This window comes from Cellvibrio sp. ATLC23, from assembly GCF_057196725.1.
Genome location: NZ_JBXUOS010000013.1, coordinates 24,410 through 43,266 on the forward strand (window position 1 = coordinate 24,410; position 18,857 = coordinate 43,266).

Consider the following 18,857-nt stretch of genomic DNA (forward strand, 5'->3'; position numbering starts at 1 on the left):
GACTTCAGCGTATTCACCTCCGTAACTGTAATTATTCATTTTTATACCGGAACCTACATTGAACTGGATTGCCGTAAAATATTTTCCGCTCGATCAGGATTTAAGCGCGCTTAGCCGTTATTTGCGCGAGCGCGGATTGGAGCATCGTATTAGCGAAGAAAACGGTCAGCAATGTCTGGCAGTAGTGGATGCAGCTGTTATTCCCGCGCTGCAAGACTTTCTTGGTCAGTATGTGGATGGACAAGTCGATTTACAGTCTGCGGTTAGTGCTGATACATCCGCAGAGTCTCGCGAACCCACATTAGTCGAGCAGGCGCTGCATGTGCCGGTGGTGCTGATGCTGATTATTCTCAGCGGCTTGGGTGCCTTAGTGATCGGTACACCACTGGCCAGCCATTTCAGCTTTCAGGATTATAACGACACGCATTTTCTTCCCCTGGCCGAGTCATTAGCACGCGGTGAAATTTGGCGTTTGCTCACGCCCGCTTTTTTGCACTTTGGCATTTTACATGTGCTGTTTAACAGTTTATGGATGTGGGATTTAGGCCGACGTTTAGAGTTGTTTCTCGGGCGCTGGCATTTTCTATTATTTTTTGTGATCACTGCGGTCGCCTCGAATATTGCGCAGTACCTGTGGAGCGGCAGTGCAATGTTTGGCGGCATGTCGGGTGTGGTCTATGCATTGGTGGGTTTTATTGCGGTGCGACAGCGCTTGGCTCCGCACCCGCTGGTGGCGGTACCACCGGCTTTAATTGGATTTATGCTGTTCTTTTTAGTCTTATGTATGACCGGCGCGGTAGATTATTTTATTGCCGGTTCTGTCGCGAATGCCGCGCATTTGGGGGGATTAATTGCTGGTGGTATTTATGCATTCGCGACCAAACATTGGTATCGACGTTAGTAGCAAACCTTCTGCTGATTGAACTAGATGATTGGCTTAAAGATTTGAGTCAAATAATTAATTGAAAGAATTGATTTAAAGAGTTGAGTGAGAAATTTATGGATTTACAACAATTACTTTCCAGCCTCACGCCGGAAATTTATCAAAATTTAAAACGTGCAGTTGAATTGGGTAAATGGCCGGATGGCAATCGGTTATCCTCCGAACAGCGCCAACTCTGCATGCAGGCGGTGATCGCCTATGAACACAAGAATCTGCCACCGGAGCAACACACCGGTTATATCCCGCCGGAACCTCATACCTATTGTGGCGATGATGATCATGACCACGATCATGAGCCACAAGACAAACCAATCAAGTGGGTTGAATAAACTTTAAGGATTTCATTATGACAGCTGTTGAGCAATCACTACCGGCAAACGATCTGCAACCAAAAACGATTTATTTAAAAGATTATCAGGTTCCCGGTTACCTGATTAAAACGACAGACCTGCGTTTTGAAATCTATGAAGGTGAAACTATTGTTAGTGCGATGCTGCATTTGTATCGCAACCCTGCGGCGCAAACTCCGGCTACCCAACTGACCCTGCACGGCGCAGATTTGGAGCTGATATCAATCGCACTGGATGAAAAAATCCTGTCGGCCGATGACTACGAGTTTGGCGAAGAAAATATCACTATTTTTAATACGCCCGCAGAATTCAAATTGCTGACCATTACTAAAATTAAACCCGAAGCAAACACCTCGCTGGAAGGTTTGTATCGCTCGCGCACTATGTATTGTACCCAGTGCGAGGCTGAAGGCTTCCGCAAGATTACCTATTATCTCGATCGCCCCGATGTGATGAGCGAATTCACCACCACAGTGGTTGCCGATAAAAAATACCCGGTGCTTCTCTCCAACGGTAATTTGATCGATCAAGGTGAGGCAGATAATGATCGCCACTTTGCCACTTGGCACGATCCTTTCAAAAAACCTGCCTACTTATTTGCCTTGGTGGCGGGGGATCTTGCACACATTGAAGACAGTTTTACCACCTGCTCCGGGCGCGAGGTGGCATTAAAAATATTTGTCGAACCAAAAGATTTGGACAAATGTGACCATGCCATGACCTCGCTTAAAAATTCCATGCGCTGGGATGAAGAAGTCTATGGCCGCGAATACGATCTGAATATTTTTATGATCGTTGCGGTGGATGATTTCAATATGGGTGCAATGGAAAATAAAGGGCTCAATATATTTAATACCTCCTGTGTACTGGCAAAACCGGAAACCACCACCGATGCCGGTTTTCAGCGTGTTGAAGGCGTAGTTGCGCACGAATATTTTCACAACTGGAGCGGCAACCGCGTGACCTGTCGCGATTGGTTTCAGTTGAGTTTGAAGGAAGGTTTTACCGTTTACCGCGACTCGGAGTTTTCAGCGGATCTTGGCTCGCGCACGGTCAAACGTGTTGAGGATGTGAGCTTGCTGCGCACCTTGCAGTTTGCGGAAGATGCCGGCCCCATGGCGCACCCAATTCGCCCGGAGTCCTATATCGAAATTTCCAATTTCTACACCATGACGATTTACGAAAAAGGTGCAGAAATTATTCGTATGCTGGCGACCTTGCTCGGTAAAGAAAATTTCCGCAAAGGTACCGATTTGTATTTTGAGCGGCACGATGGCCAAGCAGTGACCACCGAAGATTTTGTGGCTGCTTTGGCAGATGCCTCGGGGCGCGATCTCACGCAATTTAAACGCTGGTATTCGCAAGCCGGTACCCCGCGTTTACAGGTCACCGATCATTACGATGAGAATGCACAAGAGTATTCGCTGACCATTAAACAATCCTGCCCGCCAACACCTGAGTGTCAAACCAAACTGCCGTTCCATATTCCAATTGCAGTAGGTTTGTTAGGTAGTGCAGGGGATTTGCCGCTGTATTTAAAAGATGCAGAGCCGGATTTTGAAACCGGTGATAACACCCACCAGGTTTTAGAGTTAACCGCTGCCGAACAAACCTTTGTATTCCAGCGCGTGCAAGAAAAACCCGTGCCGAGTTTGCTGCGCGGTTTTTCGGCGCCGGTGAAATTACAGTACGGCTACAGTCGCGCCGATTTAATTGTATTAATGAGCCGCGACAGTGATGGCTTTAATCGCTGGGAGGCGAGCCAGCAGTTGGGCTTGCAGGCGATCTACTCCGCAATGAGTATTTATCAGCGCGGTGAAGATCTTGCGGCGTTACAGCTTGATGCAGATTTAATTGCCGCCTATCGCAGCGTATTGCAAGACGACAGTCTCGATAAGACCATGGTGGCTTATATGCTCAGCCTGCCCACAGAAGCTTATATCAGCGAATTGGCTGAGGTGGTTGATGTTGAAGCTATTCACCACAGTCGCAGCGCGATTCGTAAAATTCTCGCGCGTGAACTGCGCACCGAGTTTATGGAAATTTACAGTGTCTATGACCACACACAAGCTTACGCTGCAACGGCAGATGCGATTGCCGCGCGCAGTTTAAAAAATGTTGCACTGGGTTATTTGATGTTGCTGGGTGAAGATGAATTAATTCGCGCCTGTGAGCAGCAGTATCGCACCGCCAACAACATGACCGATGTGATGGCCGCGTTGACACAATTAGTGAATGCTGATGCACCGCTTGCGCAAAGCTTAGCTGAGTCTGCACTGGCTGATTTTTATCAGCGTTGGCAAGGGGAATCATTAGTCGTTAATCAATGGCTAATGGTGCAAGCCAGTTGTGCATTGCCCAATACGCTCGCCAAAGTAAAATCCTTGCAACAACATCCAGCTTACGATGGCAAAAATCCCAATAAAATTCGCGCGCTGATCGCCAGCTTTTGCAATGGCAATGCGATTAACTTCCATGCCGATGCTGGCGCGGGTTATAGATTTTTAGCCGATCAAATCATCGTGCTAAACACGCAAAATCCTCAGATCGCTTCGCGCTTGTTAACGCCACTGACCAAATGGAAAAAGTACAGCCCTGAGCGGCAAGGCTTAATGAAAGCGGAGTTGGAGCGAATTATGGCCGAGCCAGCACTCTCTAAAGATGTATTCGAAGTGGTGAGTAAAAGCTTGGCGTAACCAAACGCTCAGTCCCATTCCTACTGTTTTATCAAGGCAGGCACCATAAACGGTTCCTGCCTTTTTTATTGCGCACTTAATGGCAGCATGACAATTCCCGCTGGCATGAATGTTGAAGGTAATACCGTGGATGTTGACCGCAAGTAAAAAATCGCAAGAGGTTGTGCGTCTTTTTGTTGCATTGGCGGCGGCGGATAATTTCTTTGCACTAAATGCGTGCCAGTTTTTATTCCGCTCTGTTGGGTAAGGCCTGGCTGGAGGTTGCGTAATGGTGCGTTTTTTGGGACAGGCGGTTGCATCGGTTAAATCCTGGGTATTATTGGCCGCTATTTTCGGCAATTTGTTATTGGTGGCAGGGGCTATTATTTTTACCAGCAGCAGTTTGTGGTTGTTGCTGCCCATGTTGTTGGTGGTGATTTTGATTCTCGGAATTGTGGGTGGTGTCAGTAAAGATATTGAGGGAGTTCAGCGTTATTTGCTTGCTGTTGATAAGAGTGAGGTGGTTGATTGGAATCAATTAGTTGCTGGGCCACTTAATGGTTTACACGACACATTTATCGATGTGTTTAAGTCGCGGCAGCGACGTAACGCAGAATATAAAGATGCAGTGAAGGAGATAGGGCACTCGTCCGCTGAGTTGGCGAGCAATGCAAAAGACGTTTCAAAAAGTGCGGCTTATCAATCAAGTGCTACAGCATCCAGCGCGGCGGCGATTACGGAGATTAGCCACAGCATCGACGATATCAGCAGCCGAATCGCTTCGGCACGCAATGCGGCAACCAAAGCTTGTGACTTTAGTAAAAGTGGTGGCACTGCATTGGCGGGAGCCAGTAATGAAGTTAACGCAGTGGCAAACCTTGCGCGAGAAACGGAGGAGCGCGTCAGCCAATTGGGTGTGTTAATGCAAAACGTGACCGCAATGTCGCAGGTGATCAGTGATATTGCCGGGCAAACAAATTTACTGGCATTAAATGCGGCAATTGAGGCGGCCCGGGCAGGTGAACATGGGCGTGGATTTGCTGTAGTCGCCGATGAAGTGCGGGCACTGGCGGTGCGAAGCCAAGGTTCTGCCAGTGAAATTGCAACCAATATTGCGCGTGTACAAGAGAGCATGCAGCAAGTGTTGGTGAGCATGAAAAACGTTGTAGAAAAAACCGATAAATCATTGCAAGGTGTATTCAGTGCAGATGAATCTTTAAAGTCAATTTTAACAACAACTGATGATGTTTTTGGATTAATCGATGAAATTTCAGTTGCTGCCACGCAACAAAGTGTAGCCGCGCGTGAGATTTCAAAACATATAGAAACGGTAGCGGATCTGGCGAATCAAAATAGTTATCGCGCTGGACAAGCTGCTGAAATTGCCGACCACTTGCATAGATTGACTCATCAATCGGAGTAGTACTATGGAAACTCCTGTATCGCTAATGATTATTTTGTTCGCTTTTCCGGTAGGTTTTTTAGTTTTTTTAATAGTTTCGTTAACCCGTAAAAAGCGTTATGCAACTCTGTTGTTTACCCAAGGTATTGAGTACATAAAACTATTGCGTAGTCTATTAACCTATGTGCAACAGCACCGTGGGTTAACGACAGGTTTTATTAATGGCAATTTGGGTGCTAAGCCGGATATAGAGAAAATGGCCATGAAAATTAAACGGGTCATGAGTGAATTAGATCAGGCCGGCGACTGGATTCGTGGCAATGTGAAGTGGTCCAGTTTAGTTGATCACTGGACACGCCTAGGTGTTACTTACATGCAGGGCGATGCCGAAAAAAACTTTAAGCAACATAATATCCTGATCGCTAATTTGCTGTATTTAATTGATGATGTGGCGGATGTGCATCACCTTTCCAAAATTACTGGCGATGCAATGGATACAGATTGGCGCTACTTATTATCGATTGCGGAATATATTGGGCAGGCGCGCGCGTTGGGTACAGGTGTCGCAGCAAAAGGTGAGTGTTCCAGCGTGTTGCGTATCCAGCTTAATCATTTGCGCAATAAAATTGCATCCAGTATTGATGCATCATGGCCAGATAGTTCGCGGGCAGAGATTCAAAAGCTTTTGCGCTGTATAGAAACGCAATTAATTGTTGATCATCCAACTATTCAGCCGAGCGATTATTTTACCTTGGCGACCCAGTGTATTGAACATGTGCTCAATCAGTTTGATCGCCAGATTGATCGGTTGCAGTATTATCGAAACTGATTTTTGAGCGACTTCAGGATGAGCACTTTCGTCATCCTGTTTGCGGGGCGCCATTGGTTTTGAACAGCATTAAAAGCTGGACTCCCGCGAGCGGGAGTGACCTTTGGAATACACGACCGTTTAACAATAAACTGAATTAATTTTTATAGAGCGGCCGCAACTTGGTGTTATCGGCCGTTTTTTTGTGTTTCTGTTTGCGCAGGTTGGCCAATAGTAGCAGCAGGGTTTCGGTATTGGGTTTCGCATTGTTTGCGCTGAATATGGCCTCATCCAATTTGCGCAGCTCCTCAGTTAGCGCTGGATTTTGTGCGTGTTCTGCAATGGCCTGCAAGCTGGTGATGGATTCGCTCGTCCAATAGGCCTGACCCCAGGTTATTAATGCTTTGCGTAATTCACCGGGCTGCTGTTCGGTAAGTGCGCGTTTTACCTTATTCCATGCGCTATTTTCATTTTGATTCAACTCATTTTGTTCATGCTTATCCGTTGTGTAAATGGCGGCAAGCTCGCGTTTGTTCTGCCAGAAACGCAGCGCAAAAAATGCTGCCACAATCAGTGTTAATACATTGCTAATGTACAGCCAGAGCGGTGTTTTTTCCTGCACTAGGGTTTGCTGCGGTGGAATGCTGCTTAAATCAGTATTGAGATCTACGCTAGTGGACGCTTCTGTCTGAGCTGGAGCTGCTGGCACCGAAAGCTGGCTCATGTCGCCAAGCCCAACCGTAAGGGAGACGGCGGGTAGGCTAGCGGTGCGAAAGCTATTGGTTTTGGTATCCCACCAATTCACTTTGACTTCTGGCAAGGTGAAATGACCTGCTTTGGTGGGCACTATCGCAATAGTTTCAATGCGCGAACCTTCAACGCCATTGGTAGATTTTTGGTCGTCAGTTTGCGCTTGATCATTATAAAAAGTCAGGCCATCAATAGGCGCTAATTGCAGTGGACTAATTTGTCCGGCAGTTAATCCATCTGCTTTAATGGTGATGCTGCGAGTAACTGGTTCGCCTACTTTTAATGAATCGATACTGTTGCTCCAGTGTTCACTCAAACTCACATTGAGGGCAGGCAACCATTCACCTGAATTTGCACTGGCCGGTGCGGGTAATACGTTGATGCGCTGTTCATCAGTGCGTAAACGCAAAATATTATTCTGGCTGTTGCCGTAAAAACGATCCCACACATCCCGTTGACCAGAGTTGACAGAAACCTGATACAACATGCTGGGAATAATAAGCTCGCCACTTTGCTGGGGAAACACGGCGTAGCGGGTTTCTACTACCGCACCCGGGCGGCCATTGATTTTGGTTTGGTATTGTTTTTCATCTATGTTGACGACCAGTGCATCTTTTACTTGCAGTGGTTGTAGCTCCACGCCGTTAAGGCCTACGGTAGTGTAGAGGCGTAGGGTAACAATGATTTGCTCTTGTACGTAACTGCTGTCTTTGCTGGTTTCAACCTCTACGGTGACATTGTTGTCGGTATTTTTTGGCGATTTACTTTTCCCTTCAATGGTCATCTCAATCGCATCGCTGATGGCGCCGTCAATGGTGAAAGAGGGAATTAATAATTTTCCGATACGTTTTGGTGCCAGCGCAATTCTCCATTCGGTAGATGCTTCCATGCTGCCATTGATAATGCTCATTTGTGTACCGCTTTGGGTATTTAAAATATCAAAGTCTTTGCGCAGCAGTTCGTAATCCGGTGTTGTATTGATTTGCTCGTCATAGCGTAATACGAGGGTAAAGGTTTCCTCCAGTCCTAATACATCGCGATCCACACTGGCGGTCAGATTGCCCGCGTAAACATTGAGCCCGCTAATCATTAATAAAAAACCGACACAGTGGCTGAGGTATTTTTGTACATTCATTAAAGATTGTTTCATTGTCTATTTCCGTTGCAAATAACTATTCAGAGCCATGGGCTGTTGTTTTACCAGCGGTTTTCAGCACCATTTTCGGCGGGTTCCCAGTCGCCATTCATAATTTCCTGCCTACGCTTGTAGTGTTCGTAGTTAAACTTGTTGCGCAATAATCCACCCGGATCATCCGGTATACGGCGCAGCCATTGCTCCATTGCCTGACGCTCCTCGTCGGTTAGGTCGTCATCTTTGGGCTCGCCAGCTTGCATTTGCTGCTGTTTTTCCTCTGCAGCTTGTTGTTCCTCTTGCTCGCGCTGTGCTGCTTCGGCGGCTTTTTCTTCTTCTGACTTTTCTTGTTCAGATTGTTCCTGATCTGATTGTTCTTGCTCAGACTTTTCCTGTTGTTCTTGCTGCTCTTGTTGATTCTTTTGTTGCTGATCTTTTTGTTGTTGGGAGTCTTGTTGGTTTTCTGACTCTTGCTGATTTTGTTGATCTTGCTGTTCGTTGTTTTTGTCTTTCTGTTGCTTGTTCTGTTGATCGCTATTTTGCTGATCTTGTTTTTCCTGATCCTGCTGATCCTGATTTTGTTTATCTTGATCTTGTTTGTCTTGTTGATCCTGATCTTTATTTTGTTCTTGATTTTGTTGCTGTTGTTTCAACAGTTCTTCAACCAAGGCGCGGTTTTTCTTCGCTTCAGTATGATCTGCAGCGCGCTCTAAAGCTTGGTCATAGGCCTTGATTGCGTCCGGTAATTTAGTGGCCTTGGCAAGCGCGTTGCCGCGATTGTAGTGCGCATCCGCTGTATCGGACTTGGCAAAGTTTTTAGCGGCCTTTTCATAGTTGCCAGCGCGATAGTGGGCGCTGGCTTTCCAGTCAGGTTGATCAAATTGCTCTGCTGCTGCAGCGGCTTGTTCCTGCTGCAATTTTTCGTAGGCCTGTTGATTTTTGTTTTTCCATAAATCATCCCAGCCAAACGCATAACTTTTACTTGGAGTGAGACCAATTAAGGGAACAAGCAAAAGGCTGAGCAGGACGCCACGGCGGAAACAGTAGAGAATAATCGGCAAGAGCAATAAGACTAACCAGTGACCGCGGTCGTACCAACTGTCGAATTCGCGCTCCACGCGTTGCGTTTCTTCTTTTTTCGGTGTGGGTAGATCCATTAAATAATCAATATCACTGCTGGTATTTGCCAGTGAGCGGTAGCGGCCACGGTTTTCGTTGGCGAGATTTTGCAATTCATTGGCGTTGAGTTGAGTGGTAACTATGTTGCGATTTTTGTCGCGCACAAAGCCACCTTTTTCGCTGGGGATAGGTGTAGGAGCAGTGCCACCCACACCGAGAATGGATAAACGATATTGGCTTTCGCGCGACATAATATCGGTGATATTGGCTTGCGCAGTTTTGTCGATGCCATCGGTTATCAGCAATAAATCGCCTTGGGTGATAGCCGCATTTTTTAGTAATTCAATGCCGCGAGCGACTGCAGCTTCAGTATTGCTACCTTGCGCTGGCATGATGTTGGGATGCAGCGCGGGAATAATATTGTTGATGGTTTCGGTATCATCGGTGAGCGGTGTTACCACATGTACATCACCGGCATAAACTAATAATGCTGTTTGGCCGTCTTTGCGCAGGCGCAAAAGATCAGCGATTTTTAACCGTGCACGCACCAAGCGCGATGGTTTTACATCTTCACTCATCATCGACGGCGATAGATCAAGTAGCAACACTAATGCCTGTTGATTTTGCTCAACGGCAACCGGACGTTTTTCCCAACTGGGGCCGGCGAGTGCAATGCAACTGATAATCCAAGCAAATAAAAGCGCGATCAGTTGCCAAGGGCGAATGCGAGTGGTTTGGCCATCGAGCAAATAGTGCAATAGTTCCGGCGCCACTATTTGTTGCCATGAGCGCGCCGTGTGTTTTTGATACCAAAGCAACAGCGCGACAACAATAACAGGCGCGAGTGTGAGCAACCACCAAGGGCGCAGAAAATGAAATTGACTGATAAATAGATCAAACGTTGTCATTATTTTACCTCCGCGCTGGTTGTGGTTTTGATTGCAGCAGTTGAGCGAATCGCGCGGCCTTGCCAGATGTGTGCAAGAGCAAGGAGAAAGCTAAGCAAAAACGCCAAGGCTAAAGGCCAGTAAAATAATGTTTGTACCGGGCGAAAGGTTTCGGCTTCCATTTCGATTGGTTCAAGGCGATCCAACTCGCGATGGATGTTGTCTAACTCTTCAAGATTGCGCGCGCGGAAATATTGTCCGCCAGTTTTTTCAGCAATTGCCATCATGGTGCCTTCATCGAGATCAGCAGAAGGGTTCACTGTGCGCGAGCCAAAAATACCTGGCACTTCCATAGACTCTGCACCAAAGGCGATGGTGTAAATTTTTATTCCGGCTTTTTGTGCCAGCTCGGTGGCTTTGTCGGGTGTGAGTACGCCGGCGGTATTGGCACCGTCGGTAAGCACCACTAATACACGGCTGGCATTGGGTCTGTCGCGCAAACGTTTTACCGCGAGGCCGATGGCATCGCCTATGGCGGTTTCGCGTCCGGCAAAGCCAATTTGGGCTTCTTGTAATAATTGATCAACGGTTTTGCGATCATAAGTCAGTGGCGCTTGTAGATAGGCTTGGGCACCAAACAAAATTAATCCCAAGCGATCCGCAGTGCGGCGTATAACAAAATCCCCGATGACTTTTTTAACCGCCATCAAGCGGGTAATACGGCGGCCGTTAGCAGACATGTCGGTCTGTTCCATACTGCCGGAAATATCCACCGCCATTAATAAATCGCGGCCACTGGATGGCATGCTGGTAGGTTCGCCAACCCACTGTGGATTTGTTGCCGCTAATAAACAGCAGAGCCAGATTGCCCAAAGTGATAATAATTTCGCTGGGCGTTTGCCAATACTTAAACGATTTTGTTGTTCCAGTTGGCTGGCGTGTTGGTAAAAAGGCACTCGCAGTGCGGCCTCAATACGTTTTTTGGGCGCAATAATACCCATTAATAAAGGCAGCGGTGCGAGCCATAACAACCATGGCCATTGCATTTCAAACATGATTGGCCTCCGTTGCGTTGGTGGTTTTTTTTGCCGTGGCTTTTTTTGATATAGAAAGTTTCTGGCGATGATTGCGATGCAAACGAATCCACTGCGAACTGAGTTGCTGCAGTCCGCTTACATCGATGTTGGGATTTTTTTGATAAGCGCTGGTTAACAAATTCTCACCTAACTCACTTGAAAACTTTTCCTGCAGTGCAGGGCAAACCTGATCCAACCATTGCAGCCATTCTTTACCTTTAATGCTGGCGTTAAAACTGTGCGGGTAAGCGGTAAGTGCAGTGCGGCGCAGCAGCAGGCTCAGTGCTTGTAAATAGGCGGCTGCATTTTGGGTTTTTTGATAATCTGCATAAATGCCATCGAGCTGGTGTTGTGCTATATCGCGATATGCATTTTGTGTTTTGCGATGGCGCCAGATAAAAAATCCAATCAGTGCAATAAAGACAAGTGCGAGCAGTGCCCACCAGCCGGGTGCAAGTGGCCACCAACTTACACCATCAGGTAAATGGATATCGGCCAGCTGATCCAGTGGCGATGCCGGAGTTTGCAGCGCCGGTGATTGTATTGGTGGAGATTGTATCGAAGGTGCTTGCATAGAAGGTGCTTGCATAGAATGTCAATCGTATTAAGTAGGATTATTTTTTTCGGCCAAAAGCCTTGCGCAAACCGTCTTGAATATCGTCATGGGTGGCATAACTCAGCAGAGGGATACGCAAACGTTTGCAAATGTTAGTCAGCAAATCCAACTGCAGATCAAATTGCTGGGTATAGGCTTGCTGAAAGGCTTTTTCATTTGCGGCTAATTGCAACCGCTCGCGGCCGTTGCTGATAGTTAGCGACGAGTTGCTAATCAATTGCCGTTCGAGTTGATCGTATACGTGTACCAAGGTCACATCGGTATGCCGCGCTAATTCAAATAATTGCTGCTCAGCATTTTTATCCAAATCGTGAAAGTCACTGATGATAAACAGCGCGCAACCGGGTTTGGCGATACGACGGGCATCGCTCAACATATCGTGCAATGAATTAGCTTTTTGTGGCTGACCTGAAGGCGATAGTGCGGGTGCAGGTGTGATTGGTGAAGTTAAGCGGTGATTGTAATCTTGCAGCTGATGCAATAATTCCAACACCGCATGTTTACTGCGGCGCGGGCGAACATCGCGCTGATTGTAGTCGCCAAACACCAACGCGCCTAAACGGTCGCCATTGGCGAGTGCGGCCCAGCCGAGCAATGCGGCAATGTGTGCGGCGAGTACCGATTTAAAACAGCGTGTGCTGCCAAAAAATAATGGCGAGCGCTGATCTACCAACATAAATACCGGGCGCTCGCGCTCTTCGCGAAAAATTTTGGTGTGAGCAACTTGGGTGCGCGCAGTAACTCGCCAATCGATCGAGCGGATGTCATCGCCCGGTTGATACAGTCGCACCTCTTCAAAATCCATTCCGCGTCCGCGAAAGCGGGTGCGCTCACCACCCGACAACAAACTGCGCGCCGGTTGATGGGCAAAGAGTTTTAAATCCTGCGCGGCAAAACGGCAGCGCAATAATGCCGCGAGTTCCGTGTAGGCACCACGCGGATTCAGGTCTTGCAGCAAATTGCTCATAGCATTGTGTTCCACTTAGCTCAAAGGCACAGCGGCCAACAATTTATCTATCGCATGGTTTGGTGTGGTGCCGGTGGCTTCTGCTTCAAAACTTAAAATCAAACGATGGCGCAATACATCGTGAGCCACGGCTTGTACATCGTCGGGGCTGACAAAATCGCGGCCATTTAACCAGGCGTGGGCGCGGGCGCAGCGATCCAGCGCGATAGTTGCACGGGGGCTGGCGCCGTATTCGATCAATCCGGCCAACTCTTCGGAATATTGCGCTGGGCGGCGAGTGGCATTGATCAGGTGGACTATGTAGTCCTCCACACTTTCCGCCATGTAGATCGCCAGAATTTGATTGCGCGCAGCATCGATAGTGGCCTGAGTAATCATTTCCGGTTGTTCGGCAGCGACTGATGCTGCTTCATTGCGCGCTAGTTTTAAGATGCGGCGCTCCGCTTCAATACTCGGGTAATCCACTACTACATGTAGCAAAAAGCGGTCGAGCTGGGCTTCGGGCAGCGGGTAGGTACCTTCTTGCTCGATGGGGTTTTGGGTCGCCATCACCATAAACAAGCCAGGCAGGGGATAAGTCTTGCTGCCCACACTCACCTGACGCTCGGCCATGGCTTCCAGCAGTGCCGATTGCACTTTCGCCGGAGCGCGGTTGATTTCGTCCGCCAATACCAAGTTGTGGAAGATGGGGCCTGGCTGAAACTCAAAGCGATTTTGCTCGGGACGGTAGATATCGGTTCCAGTTACATCGGACGGCAATAAATCTGGAGTGAACTGAATGCGATGAAAGTTGCCTTCTATTGCCTGCGACAAGGTTTTAATGGCTTTGGTTTTAGCCAGACCCGGCGCGCCTTCCACCAGTAAATGGCCATCGGCCAGCAGGGCGATTAAGAGGCGTTGAGTCAAATGTTCCTGGCCGATGATTTGGTCGTTTAGCCAGGTGCTGAGAGATTGGATTTGTTGAAAAGCCTGCATGGAGATGAATACCTTTTCGCTGTTGTAGTTAGCAATTGTGGGTTGATTCAACGCTGGCAAGCCGCAAACGGGCAGCACAGCACGGCAAAAGTGCTCGATAGACTGCCCAAGTTTGTGACGGTTCCCTGCAATTTCAACTGTTTACACGATTTTTTCAGCTAGGCTTAGAGAAACCCGCCTCACTTTTGACAGGAGTTCAGACTGTGAACAGCCCTTTGGTTAGCCAGCGCAAGCTGGTTGAATTTCTAGAAGAATTTAATCATTACGCCGCATCCAAATTGAATGGCGCTGAGCTTGCGTCACTGCAGCGGCTGGCGAAAAAATTTTTTAGCCATTATCCATTGGAGGAATTGGTCGGGCGGCGCCTGAGCGATGTGTTTGGCAGTCTCTATCAATGGTGGCAATTTATTCAGGGCTATGATCGGCAGCAGCCTAAGATACGCTTGTTTAACCCCAACCTCATCGAAGATGGTTGGGTGTGCCCTCACACTGCACTGGTGGTGGTGCAAAAAGATATGCCGTTTCTGGTGGATTCGATTCGTATCGAATTAAATCGGCGCAATATCGCCATCTACACCATTAAAAGCACTGTGCTCAGTGTGGTGCGTGATGGCAGTCATCGGCTGGTGGAATTAATTGAAGGGGAGAACGGGCAGACGGTGCAGCAAATTGCTGGCGAGCAAAGCAAAGAAGCCCTGATTGTGATGGAAATCAGCGCCCATACCGATCAAACCGTATTAGACGATATCTCCCAGAGTTTGCACCGCATTTTGGCGGAAGTTGAATTTGTGGTGAAAGATTATCACCCTATGCGTGCTGCCGCATTGGCGACAGAGCAAAACCTCAATTTCGCTAGCGATGCAGTGGCCGCTGCAAATGTTCAGCAATCCAAAGCCTTTGTGCAGTGGTTAACGGAAGATAAATTTACATTTCTGGGCTATGCAGAATATGAATTTAAAGAGATAAACGGCAAAAAAACCTTGTGTGAAATTCCAGCGCAACGCCTCGGCTTGTTTCGCTTGCGCGATGACTCCCAGAATGCGTCCACAGAGTTGCCGGTGGATGACTTTAATGAAGGCATGGCGCGCTTTCATCTAGTGCCACAAGTGATTACCTTCTCTAAATCCTCAGCGCGGGCGCGGGTACATCGCAATGCCTATTCCGACTATGTGATCGTCAAACGCTTTAATCCGAAGGGCGAGGTGATTGGCGAGGTGCGTTTTCTCGGGTTGTACACCTCCATTGTCTATCTGATGAGCCCCACCGAGATTCCGCTTATCTCCACAAAAGTGGCCAAAGTGTTTGAGCGCACCGGGCTCGAGCCCAGCAGCCATTATGGAAAAAACTTTCGTCAGTTGTTGGAAACTTTTCCGCGCAATGAACTTTTTTTAAGTAGCGGCACTGAACTTTACGATACGCTGATGGGTATTGCGCAAATCAATGAGCGCTCGATGGTGCGTTTATTTATGCGGAATGATCCGTTTGGCAAGTTTATGAATTTTCTGGTGTATGTGCCGCGGGATTATTTTAGTACCAAGGTTCGGCTGGCCATTCAGGAATTGATTGGTAATGCTATTGATTCACACGAAAGTGAATTTACCACGTACTTTTCTGAATCAATCCTCGCGCGAGTTTATTTAGTATTTAAAGTCAATAGCTCGACACCTGTGCAAGTCGATGTGGCTACCTTACAGGCGGGTATTGTCAACATTACCCGCTCATGGGAAGACTATTTGCACACGGCGCTACTAGAAACCCATGGTGAAGAAGCGAGTGCGCGCTTATTGCGCGAGTATCGCGATGCATTTTCGGCGGCGTATCAAGAGGAATATGATGCGCCCACAGCGGTGCAGGATATTCAATCGATTCACGAATTAACTCAGAGTATGCAGACGGACGATGCCGGTTCTGCAGCAAAAAATATCGCCATGCGACTGTACCATTCGCAATTGGGAGAACCGGGCGCGTTTGTGCAGTTTAAAATTTATCTGCGCGATAAAACCTTAGCTTTATCCGATGTGATTCCGGTGCTGGAGAATTTGGGTTTTCGTGTCGTCAGTGAAAGCACTTACGATATTCAAACCAGCACTGGAACACTGTTTTGGTTGCACGATTTTAAACTTGCGCATCAATTCTCCAGCATTATCGACTTGCCTTCACTCAAAGAAAATTTCACCAATGCCTTTGCCGCTATTTGGCACGGTTTGGCTGATAGTGACGCGTTTAATGCGTTGATTACCACGGCGGGCTTGGATTGGCGCGAAGCTGTCATGTTACGCGCCTATTCCGGCTATATGCACCAAACTTTATTTCCGTTTAGTGCCAGCTATATGGCTTCCGCGCTTGTTAATCAGGCGGCGATTACGCATAAGTTGGTGGATTTTTTTACCCTAAAATTTGATCCGGAATTGGTGAGTGAAAATACTCCAGAGCGCAGAAATATGCTGCATGCAGATATTCTTGCGCAATTAGACGCGGTACAAAATCTAAATGACGACCGCATTATTCGCCGTTTTCTCGCCTTAATTGATAACACCCTGCGCACCAATTTTTACCAACTGGATGCGCAGGGCAATAACAAACCGTATCTTTCATTCAAGTTTTCACCACGTAAATTGCAGGATATTCCGGCACCGCGTCCGCTCTATGAAATTTTTGTTTACTCACCGCGCATGGAAGGTTTGCACTTGCGCACCAGCAAAGTGGCGCGGGGAGGCTTGCGCTGGTCTGATCGGTTGCAAGATTATCGCACCGAAGTATTGGGTTTGGTAAAAGCGCAACAAGTCAAAAATGCGGTGATCGTACCCAGTGGTGCCAAGGGCGGTTTTGTCTGCAAAAAAATGCCCGCAAATGCCAGCCGTGAACAGCAAATGCAAGAGGGTATTGCCTGCTACCAATGGTTTATTCGCGGGCTATTGGATTTAACCGATAACCTTATCGACGGCAGTATTTGCGCGCCTAAAAATGTTGTGCGCTACGACGAAGATGATCCCTATTTGGTGGTCGCGGCCGATAAAGGCACGGCGAGTTTTTCCGATATAGCCAATGCGATTTCCACTGAATACAATCATTGGTTGGGCGATGCCTTTGCATCAGGCGGCAGCCAGGGTTACGACCATAAAGGTATGGGTATTACCGCGCGCGGCGCATGGATCTCCGTGCAGCGCCACTTCCGTGAAAAAAATATTGATGTGCAAAATGAACCGGTGACGGTGTTAGGCATTGGCGATATGGCCGGCGATGTATTTGGCAATGGCATGTTGTTATCGCAATCCATATTGCTGGTCGCTGCCTTTAATCACCAGCATATTTTTATCGATCCCAACCCTGACGCGGCGCGCAGTTTTGCTGAGCGACAAAGACTATTTACTACTCCCAAAACCACTTGGGATGATTACGACAAAAGTTTAATCAGCGAAGGTGGTGGTGTGTTTAATCGCAGCGCAAAATCCATTCCGATTTCTGCGCAAATGCGCACGCGTTTTGCGCTGGATGCGGCTAGCCTCACGCCCATGGAATTAATTAATGCGTTATTAAAATCGCCGGTAGATTTGATTTGGAATGGTGGTATTGGCACCTATGTAAAAGCCAGTACGGAAACCCATGCGGACGCAGGCGATAAAGCTAACGATGGTCTGCGGGTAAATGGTGACGAGCTGCGCTGTAAAGTATTTGGTGAGGGCGGTAATTTGGGCATGACCCAGCGCGGGCGCATTGAATATTGTTTGCATGGCGGCGCGTGTAACACTGATTTTATCGATAATGCCGGTGGTGTGGATTGCTCCGACCATGAAGTGAATATCAAAATTTTACTAAATGAAATTGTCGCTAACGGCGATCTTACCCAAAAGCAGCGCAATCAGTTGTTGGTGGATATGACCGATAATGTCGCGCAATTAGTGCTGCACAATAATACGCGGCAGACACAGGCTATCAGTATCGCGCAGTCAGAAGCATTGCAGCGCAGTGCGGAATATCGGCGCTTTATGAATGCACTGCAATCTGCCGGTCGATTGGATCGCAAATTGGAATTTTTGCCTACCGATGAGCAGTTGCTGGAGCGCCAAACTCACGGTAAGTCACTCACCCGCCCGGAATTATCGATTTTAATCTCCTATGCCAAGGCGGTGCTAAAAGAAGATTTGGCCGCGACAAATATTGTCGATGATGAATATCTGGCGAAATTTATCGAAACCGCATTTCCACATAAAATTGCGCAATTGTTTCCGCTCGCGTTGCGCAATCATCGCCTGCGCCGCGAGATAGTTGCCACTCAAATTGCCAATGATATGGTCAATACCATGGGCATTAGTTTTGCGCAGCGCTTGATGGAGTCTACGGGGGCCAGTGTAGGTGATGTGGCTAAGGCGTATATTATCGCGCGGGATATTTATGCGATGCCGGAGTTTTTAGCCGCGCTGGATGGCGCGGGCACTAAGGTTCCAGCGGAGCGCCAGCTTCAATTAATTAACATGATGATGCGTAAAATTCGGCGCGCAGCGCGCTGGTTTTTGCGCAATCGCCGCAGCTATTTACTGCCCGCGAGTGAAGTTGAGTTGTTTGCTACAGGAATGCAAACTATCAATGCGCAATTGCCGGAATTGTTAGTGGGTGATGCCTTGACGGAATGGCAGGAGTCCGCTCAAAAATTGCGCGCTTTTGGCTTGTCCGACAATCTGATTAGCTGTGTTGCGCACCCGGCAGATTTGTATTCCGGCTTAAGTGTGGTGGAGGCGGCACGTATTGCGAATCAGGATATAGGCCAGCTTGCAAAAATGTATTTTGCCTTGGGCAATTATTTAAGTTTGCCTTGGTTCTCGGCGCAAATTTCCAATTTGCCGGTCGATAATTTCTGGCAAGCTATGGCGCGCGAGACTTATCTGGGCGATTTGGAATCACAGCTGCGCAGTTTGAGTATATCGCTCATGCGTTTTTACGATGATCAACTACCCTTGGAACAATTAATCCAGCGTTGGAGCAATCAACATCGCTTGTTAATCGCCCGCTGGAAGTCCATGGTGAATGAATTGCAGGCAGTAAATGGTACTGATTTTGCGATGGTGGCGGTTGCGTTGCGCGATTTGCTCGATTTGGCGCAGGCCAGCCAACATTGTGAAAGTTTGGACTTTTGTCCTGCAGCTGAATAAATCTTTCTAG

The 18,857-nt window shown here is 47.8% G+C and carries 12 protein-coding genes; 6 read left to right on the top strand and 6 right to left on the bottom strand.

The features are described 5' to 3' along the window. The first annotated feature begins 58 nt into the window (after nucleotides 1-58). The 5 genes from AC2CG4_RS17605 to AC2CG4_RS17625 all read left to right on the top strand — a co-directional run bounded on the left by AC2CG4_RS17605 (nucleotide 59) and on the right by AC2CG4_RS17625 (nucleotide 6,199). Nucleotides 59-901: a rhomboid family intramembrane serine protease gene (locus AC2CG4_RS17605; RefSeq protein WP_484487519.1), complete on the top strand. Its 843-nt coding sequence runs from the start codon at nucleotides 59-61 to the stop codon at nucleotides 899-901. 98 nt (nucleotides 902-999) lie between these two features. After that, a complete protein-coding gene (locus tag AC2CG4_RS17610; protein WP_484487520.1) occupies nucleotides 1,000-1,272 on the top strand; it encodes a YeaC family protein in 273 nt (90 codons plus the stop codon). 17 nt (nucleotides 1,273-1,289) lie between these two features. Beyond that, on the top strand, nucleotides 1,290-3,989 hold the full coding sequence (gene pepN / locus AC2CG4_RS17615; protein WP_484487521.1) for an aminopeptidase N: 2,700 nt from the start codon (nucleotides 1,290-1,292) through the stop codon (nucleotides 3,987-3,989). A 268-nt stretch (nucleotides 3,990-4,257) separates the two neighbouring features. Further along, on the top strand, nucleotides 4,258-5,391 hold the full coding sequence (locus AC2CG4_RS17620) for a methyl-accepting chemotaxis protein (RefSeq protein WP_484487522.1): 1,134 nt from the start codon (nucleotides 4,258-4,260) through the stop codon (nucleotides 5,389-5,391). A gap of 4 nt (nucleotides 5,392-5,395) precedes the next feature. Beyond that, nucleotides 5,396-6,199 carry a nitrate- and nitrite sensing domain-containing protein gene (locus AC2CG4_RS17625; RefSeq protein ID WP_062067726.1) on the top strand — a complete coding sequence of 268 codons (804 nt, stop codon included), beginning with the start codon at nucleotides 5,396-5,398 and terminating at the stop codon, nucleotides 6,197-6,199. Between the two features lie 136 nt (nucleotides 6,200-6,335). Here AC2CG4_RS17625 and AC2CG4_RS17630 read toward each other — a convergent pair whose 3' ends face one another. Genes AC2CG4_RS17630 through AC2CG4_RS17655 form a run of 6 tightly spaced genes read right to left on the bottom strand, consistent with a single transcriptional unit; the run spans nucleotide 6,336 to nucleotide 13,700 of the window. Then, nucleotides 6,336-8,078 carry a BatD family protein gene (locus AC2CG4_RS17630; RefSeq protein WP_484487523.1) on the bottom strand — a complete coding sequence of 581 codons (1,743 nt, stop codon included), beginning with the start codon at nucleotides 8,076-8,078 and terminating at the stop codon, nucleotides 6,336-6,338. Between the two features lie 47 nt (nucleotides 8,079-8,125). Continuing rightward, a complete protein-coding gene (locus tag AC2CG4_RS17635; protein ID WP_484487524.1) occupies nucleotides 8,126-10,087 on the bottom strand; it encodes a vWA domain-containing protein in 1,962 nt (653 codons plus the stop codon). Continuing rightward, nucleotides 10,087-11,121 (bottom strand): vWA domain-containing protein, encoded by a 1,035-nt coding sequence (locus tag AC2CG4_RS17640; RefSeq protein WP_484487525.1) that lies wholly within the window; start codon nucleotides 11,119-11,121, stop codon nucleotides 10,087-10,089. The genes AC2CG4_RS17635 and AC2CG4_RS17640 overlap by 1 nt, the downstream gene beginning before the upstream one ends. Beyond that, on the bottom strand, nucleotides 11,114-11,716 hold the full coding sequence (locus AC2CG4_RS17645; RefSeq protein WP_484487526.1) for a DUF4381 domain-containing protein: 603 nt from the start codon (nucleotides 11,714-11,716) through the stop codon (nucleotides 11,114-11,116). The genes AC2CG4_RS17640 and AC2CG4_RS17645 overlap by 8 nt, the downstream gene beginning before the upstream one ends. Nucleotides 11,717-11,756: 40 nt before the next feature. After that, nucleotides 11,757-12,725, bottom strand: coding sequence for a DUF58 domain-containing protein (locus AC2CG4_RS17650; protein ID WP_484487527.1), 969 nt, complete (start codon nucleotides 12,723-12,725; stop codon nucleotides 11,757-11,759). 15 nt (nucleotides 12,726-12,740) lie between these two features. Next, the gene (locus tag AC2CG4_RS17655; protein WP_484487528.1) at nucleotides 12,741-13,700 is read right to left on the bottom strand and encodes an AAA family ATPase; all 960 of its coding nucleotides are present in this window, start codon (nucleotides 13,698-13,700) and stop codon (nucleotides 12,741-12,743) included. A gap of 203 nt (nucleotides 13,701-13,903) precedes the next feature. On the opposite strand from AC2CG4_RS17655, the gene AC2CG4_RS17660 reads away from it, so the two are divergent. Then, entirely contained in the window at nucleotides 13,904-18,847 is a 4,944-nt protein-coding gene (locus tag AC2CG4_RS17660; RefSeq protein ID WP_484487529.1) for an NAD-glutamate dehydrogenase, read from the top strand. The last annotated feature ends 10 nt before the right edge of the window (nucleotides 18,848-18,857 follow it).